This window comes from Lysobacter yangpyeongensis, assembly GCF_042655745.1.
Taxonomy (GTDB): Bacteria; Pseudomonadota; Gammaproteobacteria; order Xanthomonadales; family Xanthomonadaceae; genus Agrilutibacter; species Agrilutibacter yangpyeongensis.
The window spans coordinates 326,782-351,357 of record NZ_JBHSNM010000003.1; the positions used below are offsets into that span (position 1 = coordinate 326,782).

The following is a 24,576-nucleotide window of genomic DNA, read 5'->3' on the forward strand; positions in this document are numbered from 1 at the left end:
CAGCAACAGCAACAGCAACAGCAACAGCAACAGCAACAGCAACAGCAACAGCAACAGCAACAGCAACAGCAACAGCAACAGCAACAGCAACAGCAACAGCAACAGCAACAGCAACAGCAACAGCAACAGCAACAGCAACAGCAACAGCAACAGCAACAGCAACAGCAACAGCAACAGCAACAGCAACAGCAACAGCAACAGCAACAGCAACAACCGCGCCCCGCGCACGCACCACAGGCAACCAACAATGAGCCGGATGTCCTTCCAACTCCTGAAATCCGACGGCGCCGCGCGCCGCGGCCGGCTCACCTTCCCGCGCGGCACGGTGGAGACGCCGGCGTTCATGCCGGTCGGCACCTACGGTTCGGTCAAGGGCGTCCTGCCCGAGCAGGTGCGCGAACTCGGCGCCGAAATCATCCTCGGCAACACCTTCCACCTGTTCATGCGCCCCGGCCTGGACGTGATCGCCGATCACGGCGGACTGCACGGCTTCGCGCGCTGGAACGGGCCGATCCTGACCGACTCGGGCGGCTTCCAGGTGTTCTCGCTGGCGCACCGGCGCAAGATCACCGAGCAGGGCGTGAAGTTCGCCGCGCCGACCGACGGATCGCAGGTGTTCCTCGGTCCGGAAGAGAGCATGCACATCCAGAAGGTGCTCGGTTCGGACATCGTGATGATCTTCGACGAATGCCCGCCGGTGCACGTCGACGGCCAGCCGGTGAGCGAGGACCGCGTGCGGCGTTCGATGGAACTGTCGCTGCGCTGGGCCGAGCGCAGCAAGCGCGCGCACGAAGGCAACGATGCGGCGCTGTTCGGCATCGTCCAGGGCGGCGTGCACCATGAGCTGCGCACACGTTCGGCGGACGGCCTGAAGAACATCGGCTTCGACGGCTATGCGATCGGCGGCCTTGCCGTCGGCGAAACGGAAGCCGAGCGCAACCGCATGCTCGACCACACCGCGCCGCAATTGCCGGTCGACCAGCCGCGCTACCTGATGGGCGTGGGACGACCGGAAGATCTCGTCGAAGCCGTGGCGCGCGGCGTCGACATGTTCGATTGCGTGATGCCCACCCGCAACGCGCGCAACGGCCACTTCTTCACGTCCACCGGCGCCGTGCGCATCCGCAACGCGACTTACGAGCGCGATACCCGCCCGATCGAGGAGGGCTGCGACTGCTACGCCTGCCGCAACGGCTTCAGCCGCAGCTACCTGCGCCACCTGGACCGCTGCAACGAGATGCTTGGCCCGGTCCTGGGGACTTTGCACAACCTGCGGTACTACCAGCGCCTGATGGCACAGATGCGGGAGGCCATAGCGGCGGGAACCTTCCTGGCGTTCCGGGAGTCCTTCTACGCCGCCCGTTCCCTGCCGGTCCCGACGCTCGGGGGCTGACCCCGGGGGCATGGCATAATCCGCCGTTATTTCGCTTCCGGACGCGTCCAAGATGAACCTGCTCGACCTCCTGATCGCCCCCGCCTACGCCCAGACCGCGGCGCAGCCGCAGGGCGGTGGCCTGATCACGTTCCTGCCGATGATCGGCCTGATCGCGATCATGTACTTCCTGATGATCCGCCCGCAGATGAAGCGGCAGAAGGAACACCGCGCCATGCTGGAGAAGCTGTCGAAGGGCGACGAAGTGCTGACCAACGGCGGCATCGCCGGGGTGGTGACCGACATCGGCGAGAACTTCGTCTCGGTGGAGGTGGCCGACAACGTGCGCATCCGCGTGCAGAAGGGCGCCATCGCCAACGTCCTGCCCAAGGGCACCTTGAAGTCGGCCTGAGCCGCCGCCACACCGATTCACTAGCTGGCGGCCGGGGAGCTGCCACGGGATCTCTTCGATGCTGACTTACGCACGCTGGAAATACGTCGTCTTCCTGTTCGTCCTGCTGCTCAGCGCCGTGTATGCGGTGCCGAACATGTTTCCGCAGGACCCGTCGGTGCAGGTCACCGCCAACCACGGTGCGCCCGTCGACGAGGCGCTGCGCCAGCGCGTGTCCGACGAGCTCGGCAAGGCCGGCATCGCGGTGAAACAGGTCGAGCTCGACAAGAAGAAGAACAACCTCCTGGTCCGGTTGTCGAACCCGGACCTGCAGGTGAAGGCGGCCGACGCGCTGCGTCCGGAACTGGGCAGCGATTACATCGTCGCGCTCAACATCGCCTCGACCGTGCCCGACTGGCTGGAGAAGCTGGGCGCGCGGCCGATGTCGCTCGGCCTCGACCTGCAGGGTGGCGTGCACTTCCTGATGCAGGTGGACCAGAAGGCGGCGCTGGAGAAGCGCCTGGAAGCCACCACCGAAGACCTGCGCGTGCTGCTGCGCGACAACCGCATCCGCTACGTCTCCGTCGATCGGCGTCCCGACAACAGCATCGTCGCCACCCTGAGCGATGCGTCCGCGGCCGCCGCCGCGGCCGGCGTGATCGCCAAGAACCAGCCGGGCCTGGTGCAGCAGGCGCAGGGCAACCAGATCGTGTTGCAGGTGCAGCCCGCCGAACTGCAGAAGTACGCCGCCGACGCGATCGAGCAGAACGTCTCGACCCTGCGTAACCGTGTCAACGCGCTGGGTGTCGCCGAACCGGTGATCCAGCGCCAGGGCAACGACCGCATCGTCGTCGAGCTGCCCGGCGTGCAGGACACCGCGCAGGCCAAGCGCATGATCGGTGCCACCGCGACGCTGGAATACCGCGCCGTGGTCGAAGGCAACCCGATCGAGGCCGTCGAGAGCGGCAACATTCCGCCCGAAGCCCGCGTGTACTACCGGCGCGAGCGCGGTCCCGGCGGCAAGCCGATCCCGATCCTGCTCAACAAGCGCGTGATCGCCTCCGGCGACCAGCTCGTGGGCGCGACGGCCGGGTTCGACCAGCGCAGCGGCTCGCCGACGGTGTCGGTGCGCCTCAACAGCGCGGGCGGCCAGCGCATGTTCGACTTCACCAGCGAGAACGTCGGCAAGCCGATGGCCGTGGTGTACATCGAGCGCCTGCCGGAAGTGCGCGTCGTCGACGGCAAGGAAGTGCGCAGCACCCGCGTCAGCGAGGAAGTGGTCTCGGTGGCCACGATCCAGAGCGTCTTCAGCAACGAATTCCAGACCACCGGCCTGAGCAGCCAGGAAGCGACCGACCTGTCGAAGCTGCTGAAGTCCGGCTCGCTGGCCGCGCCGATGGACTTCGTCGAGGAGCGCATCGTCGGGCCGAGCCTCGGCAAGGAGAACGTGGAGCGCGGCCTGAAGGCGGTGACCTATTCGTTCGCCTTCGCGCTGATCTTCTTCCTGGTCTATTATCGGATGTTCGGCCTGATCACCTGCATCGCGCTGCTGCTCAACCTGGTGATGGTGTTCGCGCTGATGTCGTTCTTCGGTGCGACGATGTCGTTGCCGGGCCTGGCGGGCATCGCGTTGACCGTCGGCATGTCGGTGGACGCAAACGTGCTGATCAACGAACGCATCCGCGAGGAACTGCGACTTGGCCTGCCGCCGCAGACCGCGATCGCCACCGGTTACGACCGCGCCGCCGGCACCATCCTGGACGCCAACATCACCGCGTTCCTGGTCGGCCTGGCCATGGCCGCGTTCGGCACCGGCCCGCTGCGTGGCTTCGGCATCACCACCATGCTCGGTATCGCCACTTCGGCGTACACCGCGGTGTCCGTCTCGCGCGCGATCGCCACGCTGATCTACGGCGGCCGCCGCAAGCTGAAGTCGATCTGGATCTGAGGGAGCCGCTTCCATGAAACCTTTCAACGTGTTCCCTTACGACAGCCACATCAACTTCATGCGCGTGCGCATGGTGTCGCTGGTCATTGCGGCCCTGCTGATGTTCGCCGCCATCGGCGCGATGGCCGTCAACGGCTTCAACTTCGCGCTCGATTTCACCGGCGGCGTCGGCATCGAACTGCGCTTCGCCAAGCCGGTGGAAGTCGAGGCCGTGCGTTCGCGCCTGGCCGGTGCTGGCTATGAGAATGCGCAGGTGCAGAGCTTCGGCACCGGCACCGACCTGCTGATCCGCCTGCAGAAGCGCGAAGGTGGCAGCAGTGCCAGCACCAGCATCGCCCAGGAAGTGAAGCAGGCGGCCTCAACCGCCGAGAATCCGGCCGAGGTGCGCAGCAGTGCCGAGATCAGCGCCCAGGTGGGCAAGGAACTGCGCGACAAGGGCATCCTCGCCCTGGTGTTCGTGATCGTCGGCTTCCTGATCTACATTTCGTTCCGCTTCGAATGGAAGTTCGCGGTCGCGGCGATCATCACCACATTGCACGACGTGATCATCGTCGTGGGCTGGTTCGCCCTGAGCGGACACGAGTTCGACCTGACCGTGCTGGCCGGTGCGCTATCGGTGATGGGTTACTCGGTCAACGACACCATCGTGGTGTTCGATCGCGTGCGCGAGAACTTCCGTTCGATGCGCGCCACGCCGTCGGAAGTGCTGAACGCCTCGGTCAACCAGACGCTGTCGCGTACGGTGATCACCTCGTTCGTGGCCTTCCTGACCGTGCTGGCGCTATACATCTACGGCGGCTCCTCGCTGCGCGGCATGGCCGAATCGCAGATGATCGGCATCATCATCGGCACGCTGTCCTCGATCTTCGTGGCCTGTCCGCTGCTGATGTGGCTGGGTGCGAGCAAGCAGGACCTGATGCCGAAGGCGCGCGACGAGGCGGCGCTGGCGCGTCGACCGTAAGGCGACTGTCCGGTGCAACGAAAAAGGCCGCGCATTGCGCGGCCTTTTTTGTTGTGCGATCGGGTCTCTCGTCCCCGAGTCTGAAGCTCGGCCTGTTACGGAATCGGCGCTCGGCTTGTCATTCGAGGCCAGGCTCGTCGTCCGACGCGAAGCTCGTCATCCCAGCGCAAGCTGGGATCCATGTTGCTTTTCCTGCTTCGCTGCCTCGAAAAGCCAGATCAAAATGGATCCCAGCTTGCGCTGGGATGACGACAAAGGTCGGCTTGGGTCGGAACCGGGCCGCCTTCGCGGCAGCCTTCAATGAAAAAGCCAGATCAAGATGGATCCAGCTTGCGCTGGGATGACGGCAAAGGTCGTGCCTGGGTCGGAACCGGGCCGCCTTCGCGGCGGCCTTCAATAGCAGGATCAAAATGGATCCCAGCTTGCGCTGGGTGACGGCAAAGGCCTTCGAAGCCGTCAATCCAGCGCGTTCGCGTAGCCCGTCGCCACGATCCGGTTCTGCAGCGCGTCGCAGATCTTCAGGTTGCCGGCGACCAGCGGGCGGCCCATCAGGCCGCGCGTGTCCATCGGGCCGGTCGAGCGACCGCGGTAGTCGACGACCTTGCCGCCGGCCTCGCGCACCATGAGCACGCCGGCCGCGATGTCCCACGGCTTCACTCCGGACTCGAAGTAGGCGTCGGCGCGGCCGCTGGCGACATATGCGAGGTCGAGGGCGGCCGAACCGGTGCGGCGGATGTCTTCCGCTTCCAGCAGCAGGGCGTCGATGCATTTCAGCTGGACGCTCGCGTTCTTGCGTTCGCGCGGCGGAAAACCGGTGATCAGCATGGCGCCGTTGAGGTCCTTACGCTCGGCCACGCGGATGCGCTTGTCGTTCAAGGTGGCGCCGCTGCCCTTGCTCGCCGCGAACAGGTCGTTGCGCAGCGGGTCGAAGATCACGCCATGGATCGGCTCGCCGTTCTCGACCAGGGCGATCGAGACGCAGAAATGCGGCAGGCCGCGCAGGTAGTTGCTGGTGCCGTCGAGCGGATCGATAACCCAGGTGAAGCGGCCGGAACCCTGCGCGCCGCCTTCTTCGCCGAGGATGGCGTAATCGGGCGTGGCCCGACGCAATTCCTTGATGACCGCGGCCTCGGCCAGTCCGTCGACTTCGCTGGCGTAATCCAGCCGGTCCTTCTCGACCACGTTGAGCGCGTCGAGCTTGTGCATGTTGCGCAACAGGACGTTGCCGGCGGCTCGGGCGGCCTTGATCATGAGGGTGACGGCGGGTTTCTGCATGGCGGTACGAGCCTCCTGATCGGGGCGGGGGACGGGCTGGCGGTGCGAAAGAACGGGCCGGCGCCTGTGGCCGGGGCGCGGAGTTTACCATTGCGCGGCATGACTACCGACCCGACGACCGGCCATTCCCTGACCCTCCCTGCCGCCGCTGACCGCATCCGTATCGTCCTGGTGGGCACCCAGCACCCCGGCAACATCGGTTCGGCGGCCCGGGCCATGAAGACGATGGGCCTGTCGCGGCTGGTCCTGGTCGCGCCCGAGCGCGTACCGGATGCCGAGTCGTACGCGCTCGCCGCCGGAGCGGACGACATCCTCGCCGCCGCCACGACCTGCGCAACGCTCGCCGAAGCCGTGGCCGACTGCCGCGTCGTCCTGGGATGCACCGCCCGCAGCCGCCGCATCGCGCTGGAGGAACTGGAACCGCGGGCCGCGGGTGCCCGGGCGGTGGCCGAGGCGACCGCGGGCGGCGAGGTGGCGATCGTCTTCGGGCGCGAGCGCACCGGGCTCAGCAACGACGAATACGAACTGTGCCATGTCGCGGTGCACATCCCCGCCAACCCGGAGTACAGCTCGCTCAACCTGGCGATGGCGGTGCAGATACTGGGTTACGAGGTGCGGATGGCGGCGCTGGCCGCCGCGCCCCCGGACGCGGGCGAGGAGCGCCGCGAGCCCCCGGCCTCGCACGCGGCGATGGAAGGCTTCTTCACCCAGCTGGCAGAGACCCTGGACGCGATCGACTTCCACAAGGGCCGGGCCCCGGAGTCGGCGATGCGCAAGCTGCGCCGCCTGTTTCTGCGCGCGCAGCCGGACGCGCGCGAGGTCCGGATCCTGCGGGGAGTCCTCGCGGACGCCCAGCGGATGGCCCGCCTGGCGGCCGGAAACGGGCGCTAGGCGCACAATCCGGGGGACGTTCCGGGGGGTGTTTCGGGCAATTCCCCACGCCACTGCTTTTGCTTTAGTCTGCGGCGTCGTCTGCATTCCGGTTTCCTGCTTGAGCGCCAGCCTGACCGCCCCATTGCGACGTATCGCCGCCCTGGCGCTCGCCTTCGCCCTGTTGCTGCCGCTGCCGGCACTGGCCGGCGATCCCGGCGTGCTGGTCATCGGACGGATCAGCGACGATCCCAAGGCCCATTACGAGCAGCTCAAGTCGCTGCTGGACTACGTCGTTCCGAGGATGAAGGACGTCGGCATCCGCGAAGGCCGCATCCTGATGGCCAAGGACGCGACGCAGATGGCGAGCTACCTGCGACGCGGCCGCGTCGACTGGGTCACCGAAACCGCCGGCACCGGCATGCTGCTCAAGGAGCGCGCCGGCGCGAAACCGCTGCTGCTGACCGAGCGCGACGGCACCAGCCACTATCACGCCGTGTTCTTTGCCCGCGCGGACAGCGACGTCCGTTCGCTCGACGACATGCGCGGACACAGCGTCGCCTTCCAGCGCCCGTCGTCGACGAGCGCGTATTTCCTGCCTGCCACCGAACTGCTGCACCGGGGCAATTCGCTCGAGTTGCTGCTGTCGCCCACCGACCGGCTGGATTCGGGCGTGGTGGGTTACGTATTCGCGCGTTCGGAACTCAACATCGCCACGTGGGTGCACAAGCGCCTGGTCGATGTCGGCGTGATGAGCAATCTCGACTGGGAAAACCCGCGGCGCGTGCCCGCGGCCTTCCGTCCGGACCTGCGCGTGATCGGCCGGACCGGCGACGTGCCGCGCGCGCTGGAACTGGTGCGCAGCGACCTCGATCCGAAAGTGGAAGCGCGGCTGCGCGAGGTCCTGCTCGGTGCCGCCGGCGATCCGCAGGCGCACGATGCGTTGCTGGGGTTCTTCCAGACGACCCGTTTCCTGCCGATGGACGCCGAATCCCGGCAGGCGCTGGACGAACTGTCCGACGGCGTCGGCCGCGTACGCAGAGAAGTGGAATAGGGCGCAACGAAACATGCCGGCGATCGACAGGGCGTTACGCGGATGAATCTTCGTTACGGGCTGCAGGCCCGATTCCTCGCCCTGATGGCGCTGGCCCTGCTGGTGGTGCTGGCGCTGATGGCCCTGCTGTGGGGCCGCCAGGCGCGCATGCAGGCCGAGGTGGAGAACGTCACCCGCGACGGCATGGAGCGCATCGTCAGCGCCAGCCTGCGCCGCCAGGGCGAGGGGATGGTCACGCAGTTGTCGGAATCGCTGGCCAATCCGCTCTACTACTTCGACCTCGATGCCATCGGTGTGCTCGGCCGCGCCACGCTCAACCAGCCCGGCATCCGCTACGTGCTGGTGTACGACGCCGTGGGCAACATCGTGCACGACGGCAGCGAGGAGATCCCGAGCTACGGCAAGCGCATGGACGATGCGATGGCGGGCCCGGCGATCGCCGCGCCGCAATTGCTCACCCAGTTCAGCGACGACGTGATGGACGTGGCCGCGCCGGTGATGATCGGCAACGAGCGCATCGGCGGCGTGCGCGTGGGCTTCGACCTGCGCGGCCTGCGCAACGACCAGGACGCGGCCGTGGGCGAACTGCGCCAGCGCCTGGACGAACTGGGACGCCGGCAGTTGTCGTGGGTGGTGGTGCTGAGCGCCGGCCTGATCGGCCTGGGCGTGCTGATGCTGTGGCTGATCCAGCGTTTCCTCGTGCAGCCGATCCGGCAACTGGCCGAAGCAGCGCACGCGATCGAGATGGGTCACTTCGAGGTCGCGCGCACGCCAGTCAGCGACCGCAACGATGAAGTCGGCGACCTGCTGCGCGCGTTCAACCGCATGAACACCTCGGTCGCGCGCCACGATCGCGAGATCCGGCGCATGGCCTACACCGATGCGCTGACCAGCCTCGCCAACCGGCTCGCGTTCCGCGAAACGCTGGACGAACGCCTGCTGCAGATGCAGGGCGCCGGTCGCCAGCTGGCGCTGCTGTTCGCCGACATCGACGACTTCAAGCGCGTCAACGACACGCTCGGCCACGATGCCGGCGACGAAGTGCTGCTGCAGTTCGCCCAGCGCATCCGCGAGACGGTCAAGCGCATCGGCGGTGCCGGCGCGGCGCTGGCGCGGTTCGGCGGCGACGAGTTCGTGATCCTCGTCGAGCCCGACGCGCAGAGCGGCCAGGACGCGCGCGACGTCGCCAGCCGCCTGGCCGAAGCCCTGGTGACCGAACTGGGCCAGCCGATCACGGTGCACAACCGCCAGGTCTTCCTCGGTACCTCGATCGGCATCACCCTGTTCCCGCAGGACGCCGCCGGCGCGAACGCGCTGATGAAGAACGGCGACATCGCGATGTACCAGGCGAAGGTCGCCGGCAAGAACTGCTACCGCTTCTACAGCCGCGCGATGGACCAGGCCGTCGAACGGCGCGTCCACCTCGAACACGAACTGCGCGGCGCCTGGGACCGCGGCGAACTGAGCCTGGTCTACCAGCCGCTCTACCGCGTCTCCGACAACGCGCTGCTGGGCGCCGAAGCGCTGCTGCGCTGGCGGCATCCGGAGCACGGCACGATCGCGCCGTCGGTGTTCATCGACGTGGCCGAGCAGAGCGGGCTCATCGAGACGATCGGTCCACAGGTGCTGCGTGCGGCCTGCCAGGACGCCGTGCGCTGGAGTGCGCTGCGCGGCGATCGAGAGCCGCTGTTCGTGTCGGTCAACCTCTCGCCGCGCCAGTTGCGCAGCGGCGACCTGCCGCAGATCGTCGCCGACGTGTTGCGCGACACCGGCCTGAATCCGCGCCAGCTGCACCTGGAGTTGACCGAAACCGCGGTGCTGGGCGACGAAACGCTGGCCAGCGCGATGCTGTCGCAATTGCGCGACGCGGGCGTGCAGGTCTGGCTGGACGACTTCGGCACGGGCTTCTCCGGACTCAGCCACCTGCGTCGCGTGCCCATCGACGGCGTGAAGATCGACCGCAGCTTCATCGCGGACATCCTGCGCGATCCGGACGACCTGGCCCTGACCACTGCCATCATCGCGATGGCGCATTCGCTGGGCATCATCGTCATCGCCGAGGGCGTCGAGCGCGAAGGCCAGTTCGACCTGTTGCGCGAGCGCGATTGCGACCTGGCGCAGGGTTACCTGCTCGGCCATCCGCTGAGCATGGCCGAATTCGAAAAGCTGCTGTAACCGGACGCCTGCGCCGCGCCGCTGCCATGGGCAGCGGTCAGAACAGCAGGTCCATCCAGCGGGTGAGATACGAGGCGAGGCTGCCGGACAGCAGGCCGAAGGCAGCGATCGCGCCGACGCTGACGACCCATGCGCCCGCCATCAGGCGGCCATCCCGCTCCAGCAGGGCGAGTGCGAACAGCAGCAGGAGCAGGGCGAACAGCACGTTGGTGAAGGGAATCGGTAGCGAGAGCAGCAGGCCGAGCACCACCAGGTGGAGTCCGGTGAAGGCGCTGGCCACAGGGTGATCCAGCAGCGCATGCGTGCGCGGCTTCACGAGGCGTTCGAGCCGCCCCAGCCAGGGGCCAAGCCGGTTGCGGAACGTTGCCATGGCCGCGCGATGCGGACCGCGGTTGCCGAGGAAGCGCGGCAGCCAGGGTTCGTTGCGTCCGAACAGCAGCTGCACGCCGACCAGGATCACCAGCGGGCCGCTGATCACGCCGGCGACGCCGGGAATGAACGCGATGGGTAGGGACAGGAACAGGAGCATGCCGAACGCGCGCTCTTCCAGTCCGCCGACGACGTCGTCCAGGCGGATCACTTCCGCCGGATCGCCCTCGGCGAAGCGATCGAGCAGCATGCGCGTGCTGGCCTCCGGGATGCCGGTGGTGTGGCGGCTGCGCTCAGACGGAGGCGTCATCGTGCTCGCTTTCCTCGTCTCCGCGCTCGTGTTGCAGCATGAGCTTGTCGATGCGCGGACCGTCCAGGTCGACGACTTCGATGCGCCAGTCATCCCAGGTGAAATGCTCGCCGACGTGCGGGATGCGCCCGAAATGCGCGATCACCATGCCGGCGGCGGTGTGGAAGTCGTGCTCGTCCTCGCCGGGCAGAGCGCCGCCGCCGACGAGTTCGCGCAGTTCCTCCAGCGGCAGGGCGCCGTCGACGAACCAGGAGCCGTCCTCGCGAGCGACTACCGGCGGTTCGTGCTGGGCGTCCTCGTCGGAGAGGCTGTCGTAGATGCGGCCCATCACCGCGCCCATCAGGTCGTTGAGCGTGACCAGGCCGCTGACGTCGCCGTATTCGTCGACCACGAGCGCGAACGACTGCTGCTCCTCGCGGAAGATCTCCAGCAGTTTCAGCGCGTGCGTGGATTCGGAGACGAACAGGGCTTCGCGCAGCTCGCCGAACAGGTCGGGATCGCCCGCCTGGCCGAGCCGGTCGAGCAGCGTCTTCACCTCGAGCACGCCGAGCACGTCGCGATCGCTGTCGCGGTACACCGGATAGCGCGAGTACGCGTGTTCGCCCATGGTCGCGAGGTTTTCCTCGAGGCTGGCGGCCGCGTCGAGCCAGACGATGCGCACGCGCGGCGTCATCAGGCTCTCGGCAGTGCGATCGCCCAGGCTCAGCACGCGGTTCATCATCTTGCGTTCGTCGGCGTCGATCACGCCCTGCTCGTGGCTTTCGCTGACGAGCAGGCGGATCTCTTCTTCGGTCACGCGCTCGTCATTGCCGCCACCCAGGCCGATCAGGCGCATGACGGTGCGCGTGCACCAGGCCAGCGCGATCACGAAGGGTTTGGCCACCTTCGCGAAGAAATCCATCGGGAAGGCCACCGCCGCCGCGATCTGTTCGGACCGCAGCGTGCCGATGCGCTTGGGGATCAGCTCGCCGACGAGGCCGAACAGGAACAGCATCAGCAGGAAGCCGGCGGCAAAGCCGATCTTGCCCGCGTAAGGCGCCAGCAGCGGGATATCGCGCAGCGGCGCGGCGATTTCGTCGCCCATCGATTCGCCGCCGAAGTAGCCGGTCAGCAGGCTGAGCAGCGTGATCCACAGCTGCACCGCGGAGAGGAAGCTTTCGGGGTGCTCGGACAGTTCCAGCGCCTTGGCTGCGCGGCGACTGCCGAGTGCCATCTGCTTGAGGCGGCTCTTGCGCGACGTCATCACCGCCATCTCCGACATCGCGAAGAAGGCGTTGAACAGGATCAGGGCCAGGACGATCAGGAAGTGCAGCATCCGGTCCGTTCCGAAAAGAGCACGTCAGCGCTTGCGCGACGGTGCGGAGCCGGGGCGAGCCGGGCCGGTGCGGTGAACTGCGGTTTTGGGTCGTCGTCCATGGGAAGGGCGGTTGCGGGGGCGGGGGGATGGTATCAGGCGGCCCGTGCGGGCCCCGGCATCCTCCGGGAAGGCCGCCGGCCCCCGTGAACTGGGGGTTGCAAGCGTCGGGAACAAGCCATGGCGCCGCGCGGTTCCGCACCGGAATTGGCCTTGGGCAGCACCGAGCCGTCATAATTCGCGCCGCCGCCCAGTCGGCCCCCTTCAGTAGCCAGACCGCGAGAGGCTCCCCGGCATGTTCTCCCTGCAAACCATCTTCGGCCAAGGCATGCAGTTCTACACGCTGCTCGAGGCGGCGGCGAACGCGGCGCACGACAGCACCAAGGCCCTGCACGGGATGCTCCGGGACACGCAGCGGTCGCCCTCGCTGGACGCCTTCAAGCTGGCCCGCCAGCGCGAGCGCGAGGCGTCGGACAAGATCAGCCGGGAGCTGGTGAACAGCTTCATCACGCCGATCGAGCGCGAGGACATCGAGGCCCTCGGCACGGCGCTGTACAAGATTCCCAAGCAGGTCGAGAAGTTCGCCGACCGCTATTCGCTCGCGATCACCCACCTGGAAGGCATCGACTTCGCGCCGCGCGCGGCGATGCTGGAACAGGCGGCGGCCGTGGTCGTGAAGATGGTGCACGAGCTGCGCAACATGAAGCTCGAACGCATGAAGGAACTGAACGACGAGCTGCGCTCGATCGAGATGGAAGCCGACCGCCTGATGCTCGAGCTCTACCGCGACATCTACTCGGGCAAGCTCGACCACCTGCAGATGTTCCTGCTCAAGGAATTCTTCGAGATCCTGGAAAAGGCCATCGACCGCTGCCGCGAGGCCGGCGTGGTCGCCTACGAAATCGTACTGAAGAACTCGTAAGCGACGCGCCGGAGGAGATGCGGTCATGCTGACCCTGGTACTCGTCGTGGTCGCCACGGCCCTGGTGTTCGAATACATCAACGGCTTCCACGACACGGCCAATTCCATCGCCACGGTCGTGGCCACCAAGGTCCTCTCGCCGATGCAGGCCGTCGGCCTGGCGGCGGGCATGAATCTGTTCGGCGCGCTGTGGGGCACGGCCGTTGCGAAGACGGTGGCCTCGGGCATCATCGACGCGGGCGTGGTCGACGTCAGCTCGCAGCTGATCCTGTGCGCGTTGCTGGGCAGCATCGTCTGGAACCTGATCACCTGGGCGCTGGGCCTGCCGTCTTCGTCCTCGCACGCGCTGATCGGCGGCCTGTGCGGCGCCGCGTTCGCCGCCGCCTCCAACAACTTCGACGCGATCATCTGGGCGCAGGCGAAGGAGCCGGTGTGGAAGAGCGCCGGCGTGCTGTGGAAGGTCGTGGTGCCGATGGTGACCTCGCCGGTGCTGGGCTTCGTCACCGGCTTCGTGGTGATGGGCGTCATCTTCGCCATCATCTCGGGCATGGCCTCGAGCGGCGGCTGGCTGCGCCGGGCGGCGCGACCGCGCTGGGTCAACGGCTTCTTCGGCAAGGCGCAGATCCTCAGCGCCGGTGCGATGGGTTTCGCCCACGGCTCCAACGACGCGCAGAAGACCATGGGCATCATCGCGCTGACCCTGGTCGCGGCGCAGGCCGACGGCACGCTCGCCAACCTGCCGTCGTGGCTTTCGTTCCTGCATCCGTCGCAGCACGCGATCGAAAGCAACGACATCGACACCTGGATCAAGATGACCTGCGCCATGGTGATGGCGGCCGGCACCGCGGCCGGCGGCTGGCGCATCATCAAGACGCTCGGCCACAAGCTGGTGAAGCTGCACCCGATCCACGGTTTCGCCGCCGAAACCAGCGCGGCGACCGTCATCCTGCTGGCATCGTCGCTGGGCATTCCGGTGTCGACGACGCACAACATTTCCGCCTCGATCATGGGCGTGGGCACGGCCAAGCGCTTCAACGCGATCAAATGGACCGTGGTCGAGAAGATGATCTGGGCGTGGATCCTGACGATCCCCGCGGCGGGTGGGTTCGCCTACGCCTTCTTCCGGCTGTTCAAGTGGATGGGCTGGGCGTAATCGTCCGCATCCGGCAACAAAAAGGCCCGCTTCGGCGGGCCTTTTTGTTCGTATTGCGAAGCAGGTTCAGAGCAGGTCGCCGCCGGCGGACATCAGCTTCTCCATGCGGTCGCCGAGCCCGCCGATTTCCAGGACCAGACGGTCCACTTCCGCCGCGTCGAGACCTTCGTAAGGGCGATTCTCGATCAGTTGCAGATACGGGACCCCATCGAGGTCGCCGATCGCCAGGTAGCCGACCACGCTCTGCCAGTTGAAGGCGAGCGCGCGCCGCGGGTCCATGCCGGTGGTCGGGGCGATCGCGGTGCTGACGCGCAGGTAGGGGCGACCGTCGTCGTCGTCGAGCTCGGCCAGGAAGATCGACTGATGCCGGGTGCCTTTCTCCAGCGACAGTTCGATGCAGATCACGTCCTCCTCATGCAGGGTCGCGTTGTAGCCCGCGGTCTTGACGTGGCGGCGGATGGATTCGAAGTTGCGCACGGGGGAAGCTCCTTGCCTTGGCTGGCCGCAAGCGGTGGTCGGAACCGCGCGCGGCATCGGACGGCTATGCTACCGCGATGGAAGCGGACGCGACCAAGCGCATTCTCGACGTGATCCGGGCGATCCCGAAGGGGCAGGTGGCCGGTTACGGCGAAGTGGCACGGCGTGCGGGCCTGCCGGGCCGCGCGCGCCTGGTCGCGCGCTTGCTGAGCCAGAACGGCGACCGCCGCCTGCCGTGGCATCGGGTGCTGCGCTCGGATGGACGCATCGCGTTTCCGGACGGTTCGGAGGGTTGGCGCGAGCAGAGCGCCCGCCTGCGCAGCGAGGGCGTGATCGTCGAGAACGGCCGCGTGCGCGGACAACGTGCCGCCGCGACGCCCGAAGAAGCGCTGGATGCGGCCCTGTGGGGCGCGCCGCCGCCGATGAAGGTGAAGGCGGTGAAGAAAGTGGCGGCAGCGGCGAAGACAGCGGCAGAGGGCGCTGTCGCCACGCCCGTGAAGGGCCGCACCGGCAAGAAGGGCAATCGGATTGCCGGGGCGGCTGCGCATCCCGCTGCCCCGCGGACACGCAAGGCCGGCGCCACCACTTCGCGCAGGGGCACGCGGGCCTAGCCGCGATCCCGTTACCATGTGGCATCCCCCGAGGTGCCCCGATGTTCTCCCGACTTCCCCCCGTGACCAAGGGCCTGTTGATTGCCAACGGGCTGATGTTCTTCCTGCAATGGCTGCTCGGCGACGAGCAACTGGGCGCACTCGCGCTATGGCCAATCGGCATCGACGGCGATCTATTCGCGCACGGCTTCATGCCCTGGCAGGTGGTCACCTATGCGTTCCTGCACGGCAACCTGCCGCACATCGCGTTCAACATGCTCACGCTGGCGATGTTCGGATCGCAGGTGGAATACGTCTGGGGCCAGAAACGGTTTCTGACCTACTACCTGGTGTGCGTGGTGGGTGCGGCGGTGTGCCAGTTGCTGGTGGGCTGGTGGACCCTGTCGCAGGGTGGCGATGCCTATCCGACACTGGGCGCCTCCGGCGGCATCTTCGGCCTGCTGCTCGCATACGGCCTGATGTTCCCGAACCAGCGCGTGATGCTGCTGTTTCCGCCGATCCCGATGAAGGCGCGCACGCTGGTCATTCTCTATGCGGTCGCCGAACTGCTGTTCGGCCTGAACGGCTGGCAGCCCGGTGTCGCGCACTTCGCGCACCTGGGCGGCATGTTGTTCGGCTGGCTGTTGCTGCGTTACTGGAGCGGGAAGCCACCGTTCGGCCGCAAGCGACGCGGACCGAAGATGCGCGTGGTGCGTTGATTCCAGGACGATATCTGCGGAACGGCGCTGCCTGTTCGCGCCGTTCTGCTTTCAGTGCGATCGAGCCTGGCCGCGACGCTGCCGTCGTGACCACCACAATCGTGGCGATGCAGGCGTCTACTTCTTCGCCGGCGTCACCACCGGCATAGCCGCGGGCCACAGCAAGATGCGCTGATCGGCCTTGGCCTGCATCGCTGCCCCCGCCTTGCAGCCATAGGCGTCGCCGAATGCCGCGAGGTTGTACAGAGGTCCGTTCGTGCGCCACTGGCCGGGCGCGTACACGCTGCTGGTCGCGCGCTGCGCGGCGACTTCACGGGTCACCTGCTGCGGCCACAGGTGCGCCCAGCCGGCGAAAAATGCCTGGCGCGCCTCCTTCGATGGCGACGGTTGCGCGGTGTTGAACGCATTCCAGGCCAGCTCCACGCCCGCCTGGTCCGCCAGGGCGACCTCGCGCACCAGATTGCCCTGAACTCTGCTGCCGGCGACGGGATCCGGGTAAGCGGAATACTGCGCGGCGATGCGGCTGCCCAGCGACTCCCAGGCCGAGGTTTCCGATGGCGTCCACCAGTCGCGCAATTCGGCCTTCGCGTCGACCAGCCGGCCCTTCGCATCGATCGCATGGCTGAGCTCGCGGCCGACCAAAGCGCCGAACGAGCCGTACTGCGCGGCCCGGTCGCTGCCCGCATCGAACACCGGCGGCTGCAACACAGCGGCGGTCACGATCAGGCGATTGCCGGCGATGTCGTAGGCGAGCGCGGGCTGCTGCGGCAGCACGTCCCAGCGGCGATCGGCGTTGCCGCGGCCGATCCGCTTCATCTCCTCGCGATGGTGCCAGGTAGAGGCGATCAGCATGTTGCTGCCGAAGCTGCCGCGGCCCATCGGCTGGATCGTGTAGTCGAGATCGCGATGCGGCGCGCCGATTTCGATCTTCAGGCGGGCGAGCTTGGCCTTGGCTTCGTTGCGCGCCGCATCGCCCAGGCGGGCATCCGTCGTGACTGCGGCGTCGAGCGCGTGGAGCACGCTGGCGGCGATGTCTTCCGCACCCGATCGCGTGCCGGCGGGCAGGTAGCGCGCGACGTATTCACGACCCAGCATCGGCCCGGCGGCCAGGTTGATCGCGTCGAGCACGAGTTGCTGCCGCGACGGCGGCGCGACTTGCCCCGCCAGCACGCGGCCGCGGAAGTCGAAGTTCGCGTCGCGCCACGCCCTGGCCATGTAGGGCGCCATCGCGTCGCCCACGCGCCAGCGCAAATAGGTCTTCCATTGCGCCGGCTTGAGCGTTCCGACGAGCTTGTCGAGTTGCGCGAACAGCTGGGGATTGGCGATCGACACGACATCGTCGTTGACGCCCTGCGCCTTGAGGAACTCGGCCAGCTGCAGCTTGCGATAGCTCTTCGCCAGGCCGTCTACCGCTACGGGCGCGTAATTGGTGCGCGGATTGCGCAGGTCGGGCAGCGGCCGGCTCGCCTGGGCGATGCGCGTTTCCAGATCGATGACCTGTTGTGCCTCGGCAGCGGCCTTCTCCGCGGGCGTGCCGGTCAGCACGAGGATCTTCTGCACGTACCCGTTGTACTGGCCGAGCAGCCGGCGCGTGTCGGCGTCGCTGCGCGTGTAGTACGCGGGATCGGGCAGTCCCAGTCCGCCCTGGCTGAAATAGCCGATGTGACGGTTGAGGTCGTTGAGGTCGACGTCGGCGCCGAAGTTGAAGACGACCGGAATGCCGACCTGGTGCAATGCGGCGATCGCCGCCGACACGTCGCCGGCCTTCCTGATCGCGTTGATGCGGCCGAGCAGCGGTGCAACCGGATTGGCGCCGTCGCGCTCCACCGCGGCTTCGTCCAGGCCGCTCGCCCAGAAGTCGCCGAGCAGCTTCTGCACGTTCCCCTGCGGCGCGGTCATCGCGGCGTTCAGCAGGTCGATCTGCTGCTGGCGCGCGTGATCGCCGAGCTGTTCCATCGCCGACAGCGAAGAAACATCGGGAAGCAGGGTGTTCGACTTCAGCCAGGACGCGTTCGCGTAGGCGTGGAAATCGGTGCAGGCCGCGGGCGCGGCGACAGCGGATGTCTTGGATTTGGCCGACTTCTTCTTCGCGGCGGTCGCATCGGGCGCAATCGCGCCGGCGATCAACGTGAGGAGCAGGGCGCAGGTGAGCGGGCGGGGCAATGGCATTGCGACGTCCTGGGAAGCGGGGGCGCCCGAGTGTAACAAGGGGGCCGCGAACGTCATGACCATCCGCGCCAATGCGGAAGCTTCGCGCCATGCACCAAAAAAGAAGGCCCGGACGACGAGGTGCCGGGCCTTCCGGATCGGCCGCCGGAGACGGGCGGCCAAACCTTTACGTACCTGTTGCGATTACCAGATCACGACCTGCGAATCGCCCTGACGCATCATCGGCTGACCCGCCTTGCACGAGAACGCCGCGGCGAACGCCGGCAGGTTCGAGGGCGCGCCGATCGCACGGAAATTCGCCGGTGCGTGTTCGTCCGTGGTGATGCGCTTTTCCAGTTCCTGCGGCGTGAAGTTGCGACGCCACACCGTGGCCCAGTTGAGGAAGAAGCGCTGATCGCGGGTGAGGCCGTCGGTCTTCGGATCCGGCGTGCCCTCCGTTGCCTTGATCATCGCGTCGTAGGCCGTGGCCAGGCCGCCCAGATCGGCGATGTTCTCGCCGAGCGTGTGGCTGCCATCGACGTTCAGCGTCGGCGTCGCCTTGTAGCCGTTGAACTGGGCCACCAGCTTGTCGGTGCGGCCGGCGAACGACTTGGCGTCGGCCGGCGTCCACCACACTTCGAAGTTGCCGGTCGGACCGAAGCGGCTGCCCTGGTCGTCGTAACCGTGGGTCATCTCGTGGCCGATCACCGCGCCGATGCCACCGTAGTTCATTTCATCCGGAGCGTTGGGATCGAAGAATGGCGGCTGCAGGATCGCGGCCGGGAAGACGATCTCGTTGAGCGACGGGTTGTAGTAGGCATTCACCATCTGCGGCGGCATGCCCCATTCGGTGCGATCGACCGGCTTGCCGATCTTGCCGAGGTCCCACTTGTAGTTGAACTCGTTCACCGCGAGCACGTTGCCGATGTAGCTGTCGCGCGAGGTGTTCAGGCCGGTCCAGTCGCGCCACTTGTCGGGGTAACCGATCTTCGGCGTGAACGCCGCCCACTTCTCGAGCGCCTTCTTCTTGGTGTCATCGCTCATCCAGTCCAGCTTCTCGATGCGCGCCTTCAGCGCATCGCGCATGTTCTGCACGAGCTTCTCCATGCGCGCCTTCGATTCGGCCGGGAAGGCGACCTTCACGTAGAGCTGGCCCATGGTCTCGCCGGCCTGGCCTTCGATCAGGTCGAGCACGCGCTTGCCGCGTTCCTTGAGTTCCTTCTGGCCGCTCAGCGTCTGGTTGTAGAACGCGAAGTTTTCCTGCACGAACGCGTCGGACAGGAACGGCGAGGCGGTATCGACGGTGCGATAGCGCAGGTAGCTCTGCCAGGTGGCCGGCGACACGTCGTCGAGCATCCTGCTGACTTCGGCGTGGAACGACGGGATCGCCAGCGAGAACATCTTCGGCGCGGCCAGACCCTGCGATTCGAAGAACCTGCTCCACGGGAAGTTCGGCGACACCTTGTCGGCTTCTTCCAGGCTCACCGGGTGGTAGAACAGTTCGGCATCACGCGACAGCTGCGCGCGCGACTTCGAAGCCTTGGCCAGACGCGTTTCGAACGCGACCACGTCCTTGGCCTGCTTCGCGGCATCGGCCGCAGCGGTGCCCGACAGTTCCAGGACCTTGGCGACGTGCTGCTCGTACGCGGCCAGCTTTTCCTTCAGCTTCGGGTCGGTGTAGTAGGTCGAATCCGGCAGGCCCAGCCCGCCCTGGAAGGCGGTGGCGATGTTCATCGACGAATCCTTGAAGTCCGGCGACGAACCGAAGCCGAACAGCACGTTCTCGCCCTTGGCGGCGCTCGTGCGCAGGTAATCGGCGACCTTGTCCTTGCTGTCGAGCGCGGCGATGGCGTCGAGGCGCGACTTCAGCGGTTCGATGCCCTGCGCATTGATCTTCTCCGCGTTCATGCCGGTGGCAAACAGATCGCCGACGATCTTCTCGACGCCCGTCGCATTCGTCTTCGCCGCAGCCTGTTCGGCCAGCTGGCGCTGCACGGCCTTGGAGCGCTCGCCGAGCATCTCGAACGAGCCCCACGAGGTGCGATCGCCCGGGATGGCGTTCGCCGCGAGCCACTTGCCGTTGGCGTAGCCGTTGAAGTCGACGCAGGCGTCCTTGGTGGTGTCGAGATCGGCCGCGGCGAAGCGGTTGACGGGCGGCAGCTTGCTTTCGTCGAGCGTGAACCCGGCGTCCGCGGACGCATCCGCGGCAGGCGCCGGCGTTGCTTCTTCCTTCTTGCAGCCGGCCAGCGCGGCGGCAACGGCGAGCGACAACATCAGGATCTGTGGCTTCTTCAGGGCATTCATGGGCAGCAGGGACTCCGGCAGGACACGGGATGACCCGGGGGCTCCCGGGGCAAACGCCGACATTAGCCAGCTTCGGCAGCCGCGAGAGGTGTCGAAAGTCAGGGCCTGGGGCCGGGATGTACGTAATGGCGGCATACGGCCGCGAACGGCAATGGTCGGCTACGCCTGTCTACGGGATATCGCCCGGAATCAGCGAATAGAGGATCGCCGGTGCCGGTTGCCCCCGGAACAGGACCCGGTTGCGCACCTCGCCTTCGCGGGTTGCCCCGATCCGCTCCGCAACGCGCTGGCTGGCCCGGTTGTCGCGATGGGTCACGATCTCCAGGCGGGTAAAACCCAACCGGAAGCCCAGCTGCGCGACGAGTCGCGCGACCGTGGTGGCGACGCCCCGGTCGCGGTGTGGCACGCCGACCCAGTAGCCGATGTTGGCCAGATTGCATGGGCGGTTCAGTTGGCTGAGTCCCGCGCCACCGAGAAGCTCGCCGCGGTCGTTGAAGATCCCCAGCGGGTATCCGCTCTGCTCGCGCCAGGCCTGGGCGCAATGCGCTACCCAGGCCGCAGCATCCGCCTGCGAATAGTCCGGATGGCACCAGGGCAGCCATGCGCTCAGCGAGTCCCTGGATTCGCGCACCGCGCGGTAGAGCGGCAGGGCATCGTCCGCGGTGAACGGTCGCAGCCGGATGTCGCCTGCGGCCAGTAGTGGATCCGTGTGTGTCGCGGCTTCAGCTGAGGGCAGCTGATGGCCGGCTTCCCTGCGCCTGCACACGGCCTCGATCACGTGGCCATCCGGATCCAGCACGAAGGCGGCGAAGTACGGTTCGCCGTATCGGGGTCGCAAACCGGGAGGCCCGTGATCGAGGCCGCCGGCGGCGATCGCGGCGGCATGGAAGGCTTCCACAGCGCTTCGGGTTTCCGCCTCGAAGGCGACGTGCAGGCGCCCCCTGACCGGCAATCCGCCGCCTATCCAGAACCTCGCATCGCCGCCGACGCCAAAGCCCGTGCCCGTGCAACCGTCTTCGCGTCGTATGTCGATGACCGGCGCGATGCCGAGCGTGGCCAGCACCGTGGCGTAAAACGCGCGGCTGCGTTCGAGATCGCGCACCGCAAAGTCGATGTGGTCGAACATGGAGCGTCTCCCGGAAGGTGGCGCTTGTCGAATCATGTGCAGTGTCGGCGAATCCGCCGATGCGGAATCGATCCGTCATGCATGAGGCAGAACGTCCGTGGGTGTCAGTCCACTGGTTGCATGGCCAGCCACCAGAGGCCCAGCACCGCCGCAAAATTGATCGTGAAGACGATGCCCCGGAGCCGCACGTTCGTCGTCAGGATCTGGACCAGACTGTGCAGCACCCTGCCAGCGACAAAAACCCACGCCAATACGAGTGCGGCGGGTCTTGCGTCAGATAGCGCAAGAACCAGGCAGGCGACATGGAAGAACAACGGCCATTCGAACTGATTGGAAAGATTGGCGCTGATGCGCGGCTCGATCTTCGCCATCGGGTTACTGCCATCCGGACTACGCCCGATTTCCCAGATGGCCGGCGCTCGAGCCACCGTCAGCAGGACGTACAGCGTGGCCGTGAGTGCCACGTGCGCGGCCATGGGGACGAGCAGTGCGTTGGTCATCATGGCGGCGCCTGGAAGGAAGCGCTCCGAACGTCGAGCTAGGAACGGAGCGAAGATGGGACGCAGCCTACGGTCGCTCGATGCCTGCGGGCAAGTGGTGGAAACGTCGTTGCTTACCGGGCGGATCCTGCGCGCGAGGCCCTTGGTTTTGCGATCGCGGGGGAACATCAGCCGACTGCGTGCGGACCGGCGGACTGCAGCAAGCCTGGTCATGCCTTCGCACGCGTCGATCACCACCATCCGGAGCGCGGACGTATCCACTTCGTACCTGGCCATGAGCTTCACGTGACGCATGAACTTGCCCGTGCCCTCCAGATCATCCAGCTGCGCGCCCGGAAAAATCGCACATTGACGTGATGGGTGAAAACGTCGACGTAGCCGAATGTCGCGTCGCCGACGCATGCAGTCGGTTGGACGTCATGCAGCAATTCGCGGACATCGTCGCCACAGCGGCGCATGACTTCGAACCATCGCGGCGCGATGGCGCCGCCTTTTCGCACGGGAATGATGTCGTGCCCTGCCGGTGCTTTCATCTATTCGGGCGAGCCCTGTTACTCAAGCAGAACAGCGAAGCGGCTTCGGCCTGATTGAATTCCTGGGCGGACGATCCATTTACCGCCACGCGAGGATGGTAGCTTTGATGCCCAATGCCCGCTCAATGTGGGCAACGCACTTGGGCGTTGGGCTGACCAGGTAGCGCTCCGAACTCAGTCGCAGTACCGGAATATCCGCGCGATGATCCGTGTAGGCGGTCGCCCACGGTGGAGCGAATCCACGCGCAGAAAGCATCGGAATCTTGTTGGGGCCGAAGCAGTGCTGATCGCGCACCAGCCCGCCGAGGAAAGGCCGAAGCGTCGACGCTACCAGCGGTACATGGCTGAGGCCGGCATGCCGTAACAGGGTCTGGGCCAGAGCCTCCACGCAACCCGTAGCAATGACGACTTGGTCGCCTCGAGCCAGGTGGGCTTGTAGCTGCTGAATAGCGGCGGGCAGGAATACCGATGCATGACCCATCGGCAAGGACCGAATATATTCCTCGGCGAGTGCGGCCAGGGCCTCCGGCGTGCGGCCCAAGGTTGCGACCCAGACGGCAAACCGGATGGGCCACTTACGGGTGGCTCGTATCAGCAGCAGCGGACCGAGAACAGGGAGCCCGGCGAGAACCAGGGCCAACCGCCACGGGTCACGTCGAAGCATCCATCGGAAAAAACGTTCGGCGGTATCCCACCGTGTCAGAGTGAGATCGAAATCGAATACAACGACCGAGGAATCCTTGCTCATCCGGATAGCGTCTTAAGCCGACACCAAACGCGTAGCGATTGGTGTCGGCATGAATGAATTGTCAGGAGCCGCCCAAGCCGCCATGACTGTCCAAGGGGCTTATTACGGCAAGCTGCAGCCCATCAACGATATGAGCATAAACCATGGTCGTATTGATATGGGTATGCCCTAAAAGGGCCTGGATGCGACGAACATCGCAACCGCCTTGCAGCAGGTGCGTGGCGAAGCTGTGCCTGAGTGCATGGACCGACACCCGCTTGCGTATATCAGCAGCCTTCGAGGCGCGCTTGACAGCCTTTTGAAGCGTGCTCTTGTGAACATGCCAGCGGCCACTGAGACCAGTGCTCTTGTCATGGAAAAGTGCATTTGAAGGAAAGACGAACTGCCAAATGAATTCCTTGCTCGCATGCGGCATTCGTTTGGCGTATGCCCGCGGCATGACACTGGCTCCGTAGCCGCTGGCAAGATCTTTAACGTGAAGCTCCTTTACTTTGACGAGGTGGCGTTGCAGAGGCGCTACCAGTCTGTCTGGCAGTATCGTGAGCCTGTCTTTTCGCCCCTTTCCGTCTCTTACCAGGATCCGTTTGCTTGAAGGTGAAACAGGATGAAGCCGAGCCGCGAAGCGGCTTCGGCTTGAATGAATTGTTAGGTGACGCCCCTGGCTTCTTTCCTGCCGCGAAGAAAGAGACGGCCCAACCCCGATATTTCAATTGCTCTCGCGTCCCTCAAAAATGCATTACGAGGTTGTGTGTGCACCAATCCGCCGTTGCGAAGTGGGCGAAGAAACTTCCGATCTGCACTCTCAGTTACTCCTGCCGGGTAATCCTTAGGTCCGCGAAGTAGAAGATTCTCCAGGTACGAGACATGCTGTTCTGACAATGCCTCCCCTGTCTGCTCCTCTAAAATCTGCCTAAGTTCAGGAAGAGTGGTTTCAATCGATAGACCACTGAGGCTAAGCTTGATCTTCGCGCCGCTTAGGATGCGGCTCAAATGGGGGCGAACGGTAGCTAGAGTGATGATGGCGACAGTTGGCCATGCGACTATCTTAAGAATTTCTAACGTCGCGTACGTGCCAAGCCTGGCCGAAATGAAGACTGCTCCGAGAAGGCTCACTGCCGCGATAAGCAATCGACCGAGCCATATGATGTAGGTTTGGAGTGGCCCGGCTTCCACAGACACCTGAAAATGGGGACAACCCCGGAGGTGTTTGGATGGCAAGGCAGCGGTTCACTGCGGAATTCAAGCGAGAGGCGGTTCGGCTATTGGAGCGTGGCGAC

At 66.0% G+C, this 24,576-nt stretch carries 23 protein-coding genes and 1 pseudogene; 11 read left to right on the forward strand and 13 right to left on the reverse strand.

Annotated features, from left to right (window positions below):
- Positions 1 to 210 (reverse strand): hypothetical protein (locus ACFPN1_RS11905; RefSeq protein ID WP_386755219.1); only part of this gene is annotated, 210 nt, incomplete at its 3' end.
- Positions 211 to 247: 37 nt separating this feature from the next.
- Between ACFPN1_RS11905 and tgt the strand changes: the two genes are divergently transcribed.
- The 4 genes from tgt to secF are packed head-to-tail and all read left to right on the forward strand — an operon-like array spanning position 248 to position 4,672.
- Positions 248 to 1,393 (forward strand): tRNA guanosine(34) transglycosylase Tgt, encoded by a 1,146-nt coding sequence (gene tgt, locus ACFPN1_RS11910; RefSeq protein WP_386755220.1) that lies wholly within the window; start codon positions 248 to 250, stop codon positions 1,391 to 1,393.
- 52 nt (positions 1,394 to 1,445) lie between these two features.
- Positions 1,446 to 1,784, forward strand: coding sequence for a preprotein translocase subunit YajC (gene yajC, locus ACFPN1_RS11915; protein WP_386755221.1), 339 nt, complete (start codon positions 1,446 to 1,448; stop codon positions 1,782 to 1,784).
- 58 nt (positions 1,785 to 1,842) lie between these two features.
- The gene (gene secD / locus ACFPN1_RS11920; RefSeq protein WP_386755222.1) at positions 1,843 to 3,711 is read left to right on the forward strand and encodes a protein translocase subunit SecD; all 1,869 of its coding nucleotides are present in this window, start codon (positions 1,843 to 1,845) and stop codon (positions 3,709 to 3,711) included.
- A 13-nt stretch (positions 3,712 to 3,724) separates the two neighbouring features.
- Positions 3,725 to 4,672 (forward strand): protein translocase subunit SecF, encoded by a 948-nt coding sequence (secF, locus tag ACFPN1_RS11925; protein WP_386755223.1) that lies wholly within the window; start codon positions 3,725 to 3,727, stop codon positions 4,670 to 4,672.
- Positions 4,673 to 4,790: 118 nt separating this feature from the next.
- On the opposite strand, the gene ACFPN1_RS11930 is transcribed toward secF, so the two are convergent.
- Positions 4,791 to 5,132: a hypothetical protein gene (locus ACFPN1_RS11930; RefSeq protein WP_386755224.1), complete on the reverse strand. Its 342-nt coding sequence runs from the start codon at positions 5,130 to 5,132 to the stop codon at positions 4,791 to 4,793.
- A complete protein-coding gene (locus ACFPN1_RS11935; protein WP_386755225.1) occupies positions 5,129 to 5,947 on the reverse strand; it encodes an inositol monophosphatase family protein in 819 nt (272 codons plus the stop codon). Before ACFPN1_RS11935 ends, ACFPN1_RS11930 begins: the two co-directional genes overlap by 4 nt.
- 99 nt (positions 5,948 to 6,046) lie before the next feature.
- Here ACFPN1_RS11935 and ACFPN1_RS11940 point away from each other — a divergent pair, with 99 nt between their 5' ends.
- From ACFPN1_RS11940 to ACFPN1_RS11950, 3 genes are all read left to right on the forward strand, one after another.
- The gene (locus ACFPN1_RS11940; protein ID WP_386755226.1) at positions 6,047 to 6,838 is read left to right on the forward strand and encodes an RNA methyltransferase; all 792 of its coding nucleotides are present in this window, start codon (positions 6,047 to 6,049) and stop codon (positions 6,836 to 6,838) included.
- A 112-nt stretch (positions 6,839 to 6,950) separates the two neighbouring features.
- Positions 6,951 to 7,871, forward strand: a complete 921-nt coding sequence (locus ACFPN1_RS11945; RefSeq protein ID WP_465262152.1) for a phosphate/phosphite/phosphonate ABC transporter substrate-binding protein — start codon at positions 6,951 to 6,953, stop codon at positions 7,869 to 7,871.
- A gap of 42 nt (positions 7,872 to 7,913) precedes the next feature.
- Positions 7,914 to 10,046, forward strand: coding sequence for a putative bifunctional diguanylate cyclase/phosphodiesterase (locus ACFPN1_RS11950; RefSeq protein WP_386755228.1), 2,133 nt, complete (start codon positions 7,914 to 7,916; stop codon positions 10,044 to 10,046).
- 37 nt (positions 10,047 to 10,083) lie between these two features.
- Here the strand turns inward: ACFPN1_RS11950 and ACFPN1_RS11955 are convergent, their stop codons facing one another.
- Together ACFPN1_RS11955 and ACFPN1_RS11960 are read right to left on the reverse strand one after the other, a co-directional pair.
- Complete coding sequence (locus ACFPN1_RS11955; protein WP_386755229.1) at positions 10,084 to 10,725, reverse strand: exopolysaccharide biosynthesis protein; 642 nt, start codon at positions 10,723 to 10,725, stop codon at positions 10,084 to 10,086.
- Positions 10,709 to 12,040, reverse strand: a complete 1,332-nt coding sequence (locus ACFPN1_RS11960) for a hemolysin family protein (protein WP_386755230.1) — start codon at positions 12,038 to 12,040, stop codon at positions 10,709 to 10,711. The genes ACFPN1_RS11955 and ACFPN1_RS11960 overlap by 17 nt, the downstream gene beginning before the upstream one ends.
- A 334-nt stretch (positions 12,041 to 12,374) precedes the next feature.
- Between ACFPN1_RS11960 and ACFPN1_RS11965 the strand changes: the two genes are divergently transcribed.
- Together ACFPN1_RS11965 and ACFPN1_RS11970 are read left to right on the forward strand one after the other, a co-directional pair.
- Positions 12,375 to 13,001 (forward strand): DUF47 domain-containing protein, encoded by a 627-nt coding sequence (locus ACFPN1_RS11965; RefSeq protein WP_386755231.1) that lies wholly within the window; start codon positions 12,375 to 12,377, stop codon positions 12,999 to 13,001.
- Positions 13,002 to 13,026: 25 nt separating this feature from the next.
- A complete protein-coding gene (locus ACFPN1_RS11970; protein ID WP_386755233.1) occupies positions 13,027 to 14,154 on the forward strand; it encodes an inorganic phosphate transporter in 1,128 nt (375 codons plus the stop codon).
- 66 nt (positions 14,155 to 14,220) lie between these two features.
- Here ACFPN1_RS11970 and ACFPN1_RS11975 read toward each other — a convergent pair whose 3' ends face one another.
- On the reverse strand, positions 14,221 to 14,631 hold the full coding sequence (locus ACFPN1_RS11975; RefSeq protein WP_386755234.1) for a hypothetical protein: 411 nt from the start codon (positions 14,629 to 14,631) through the stop codon (positions 14,221 to 14,223).
- A gap of 77 nt (positions 14,632 to 14,708) precedes the next feature.
- On the opposite strand from ACFPN1_RS11975, the pseudogene ACFPN1_RS11980 reads away from it, so the two are divergent.
- A pseudogene (locus ACFPN1_RS11980) lies at positions 14,709 to 15,041 on the forward strand (MGMT family protein); the annotation flags it as partial.
- Positions 15,042 to 15,283: 242 nt separating this feature from the next.
- A complete protein-coding gene (locus ACFPN1_RS11985) occupies positions 15,284 to 15,940 on the forward strand; it encodes a rhomboid family intramembrane serine protease (RefSeq protein ID WP_386755236.1) in 657 nt (218 codons plus the stop codon).
- Positions 15,941 to 16,057: 117 nt separating this feature from the next.
- On the opposite strand, the gene ACFPN1_RS11990 is transcribed toward ACFPN1_RS11985, so the two are convergent.
- The 7 genes from ACFPN1_RS11990 to ACFPN1_RS12020 form a co-directional block, all read right to left on the reverse strand.
- The gene (locus tag ACFPN1_RS11990; RefSeq protein ID WP_386755237.1) at positions 16,058 to 18,109 is read right to left on the reverse strand and encodes a M13-type metalloendopeptidase; all 2,052 of its coding nucleotides are present in this window, start codon (positions 18,107 to 18,109) and stop codon (positions 16,058 to 16,060) included.
- 183 nt (positions 18,110 to 18,292) lie between these two features.
- Positions 18,293 to 20,365, reverse strand: coding sequence for a M13 family metallopeptidase (locus ACFPN1_RS11995; protein ID WP_386755263.1), 2,073 nt, complete (start codon positions 20,363 to 20,365; stop codon positions 18,293 to 18,295).
- A gap of 196 nt (positions 20,366 to 20,561) precedes the next feature.
- Entirely contained in the window at positions 20,562 to 21,518 is a 957-nt protein-coding gene (locus tag ACFPN1_RS12000) for a GNAT family N-acetyltransferase (protein WP_386755238.1), read from the reverse strand.
- Between the two features lie 104 nt (positions 21,519 to 21,622).
- On the reverse strand, positions 21,623 to 22,294 hold the full coding sequence (locus ACFPN1_RS12005; RefSeq protein WP_386755239.1) for an MAPEG family protein: 672 nt from the start codon (positions 22,292 to 22,294) through the stop codon (positions 21,623 to 21,625).
- A gap of 5 nt (positions 22,295 to 22,299) precedes the next feature.
- Positions 22,300 to 22,551 (reverse strand): hypothetical protein, encoded by a 252-nt coding sequence (locus tag ACFPN1_RS12010; RefSeq protein WP_386755240.1) that lies wholly within the window; start codon positions 22,549 to 22,551, stop codon positions 22,300 to 22,302.
- 79 nt (positions 22,552 to 22,630) lie between these two features.
- The gene (locus ACFPN1_RS12015) at positions 22,631 to 23,299 is read right to left on the reverse strand and encodes an HAD family hydrolase (RefSeq protein ID WP_386755242.1); all 669 of its coding nucleotides are present in this window, start codon (positions 23,297 to 23,299) and stop codon (positions 22,631 to 22,633) included.
- A 61-nt stretch (positions 23,300 to 23,360) separates the two neighbouring features.
- Positions 23,361 to 24,002 (reverse strand): tyrosine-type recombinase/integrase, encoded by a 642-nt coding sequence (locus ACFPN1_RS12020; RefSeq protein WP_386755264.1) that lies wholly within the window; start codon positions 24,000 to 24,002, stop codon positions 23,361 to 23,363.
- Positions 24,003 to 24,576: the final 574 nt, after the last annotated feature.

Bases quoted from the DNA above. Each gene is read 5' to 3' on its own strand.
- ACFPN1_RS11970 (WP_386755233.1), top strand. From the start codon at position 13,027: ATGCTGACCCTGGTACTCGTCGTGGTCGCCACGGCCCTGGTGTTCGAA.
- ACFPN1_RS12000 (WP_386755238.1), bottom strand. From the start codon at position 21,518: ATGTTCGACCACATCGACTTTGCGGTGCGCGATCTCGAACGCAGCCGC.
- ACFPN1_RS11935 (WP_386755225.1), bottom strand. From the start codon at position 5,947: ATGCAGAAACCCGCCGTCACCCTCATGATCAAGGCCGCCCGAGCCGCC.
- ACFPN1_RS11965 (WP_386755231.1), top strand. From the start codon at position 12,375: ATGTTCTCCCTGCAAACCATCTTCGGCCAAGGCATGCAGTTCTACACG.
- ACFPN1_RS11955 (WP_386755229.1), bottom strand. From the start codon at position 10,725: ATGACGCCTCCGTCTGAGCGCAGCCGCCACACCACCGGCATCCCGGAG.
- ACFPN1_RS11960 (WP_386755230.1), bottom strand. From the start codon at position 12,040: ATGCTGCACTTCCTGATCGTCCTGGCCCTGATCCTGTTCAACGCCTTC.
- secD (WP_386755222.1), top strand. From the start codon at position 1,843: ATGCTGACTTACGCACGCTGGAAATACGTCGTCTTCCTGTTCGTCCTG.
- ACFPN1_RS11940 (WP_386755226.1), top strand. From the start codon at position 6,047: ATGACTACCGACCCGACGACCGGCCATTCCCTGACCCTCCCTGCCGCC.
- ACFPN1_RS12005 (WP_386755239.1), bottom strand. From the start codon at position 22,294: ATGGCCAGGTACGAAGTGGATACGTCCGCGCTCCGGATGGTGGTGATC.
- ACFPN1_RS12015 (WP_386755242.1), bottom strand. From the start codon at position 23,299: ATGAGCAAGGATTCCTCGGTCGTTGTATTCGATTTCGATCTCACTCTG.
- ACFPN1_RS12010 (WP_386755240.1), bottom strand. From the start codon at position 22,551: ATGAAAGCACCGGCAGGGCACGACATCATTCCCGTGCGAAAAGGCGGC.
- yajC (WP_386755221.1), top strand. From the start codon at position 1,446: ATGAACCTGCTCGACCTCCTGATCGCCCCCGCCTACGCCCAGACCGCG.
- tgt (WP_386755220.1), top strand. From the start codon at position 248: ATGAGCCGGATGTCCTTCCAACTCCTGAAATCCGACGGCGCCGCGCGC.
- ACFPN1_RS11985 (WP_386755236.1), top strand. From the start codon at position 15,284: ATGTTCTCCCGACTTCCCCCCGTGACCAAGGGCCTGTTGATTGCCAAC.
- secF (WP_386755223.1), top strand. From the start codon at position 3,725: ATGAAACCTTTCAACGTGTTCCCTTACGACAGCCACATCAACTTCATG.
- ACFPN1_RS11950 (WP_386755228.1), top strand. From the start codon at position 7,914: ATGAATCTTCGTTACGGGCTGCAGGCCCGATTCCTCGCCCTGATGGCG.
- ACFPN1_RS11990 (WP_386755237.1), bottom strand. From the start codon at position 18,109: ATGCCATTGCCCCGCCCGCTCACCTGCGCCCTGCTCCTCACGTTGATC.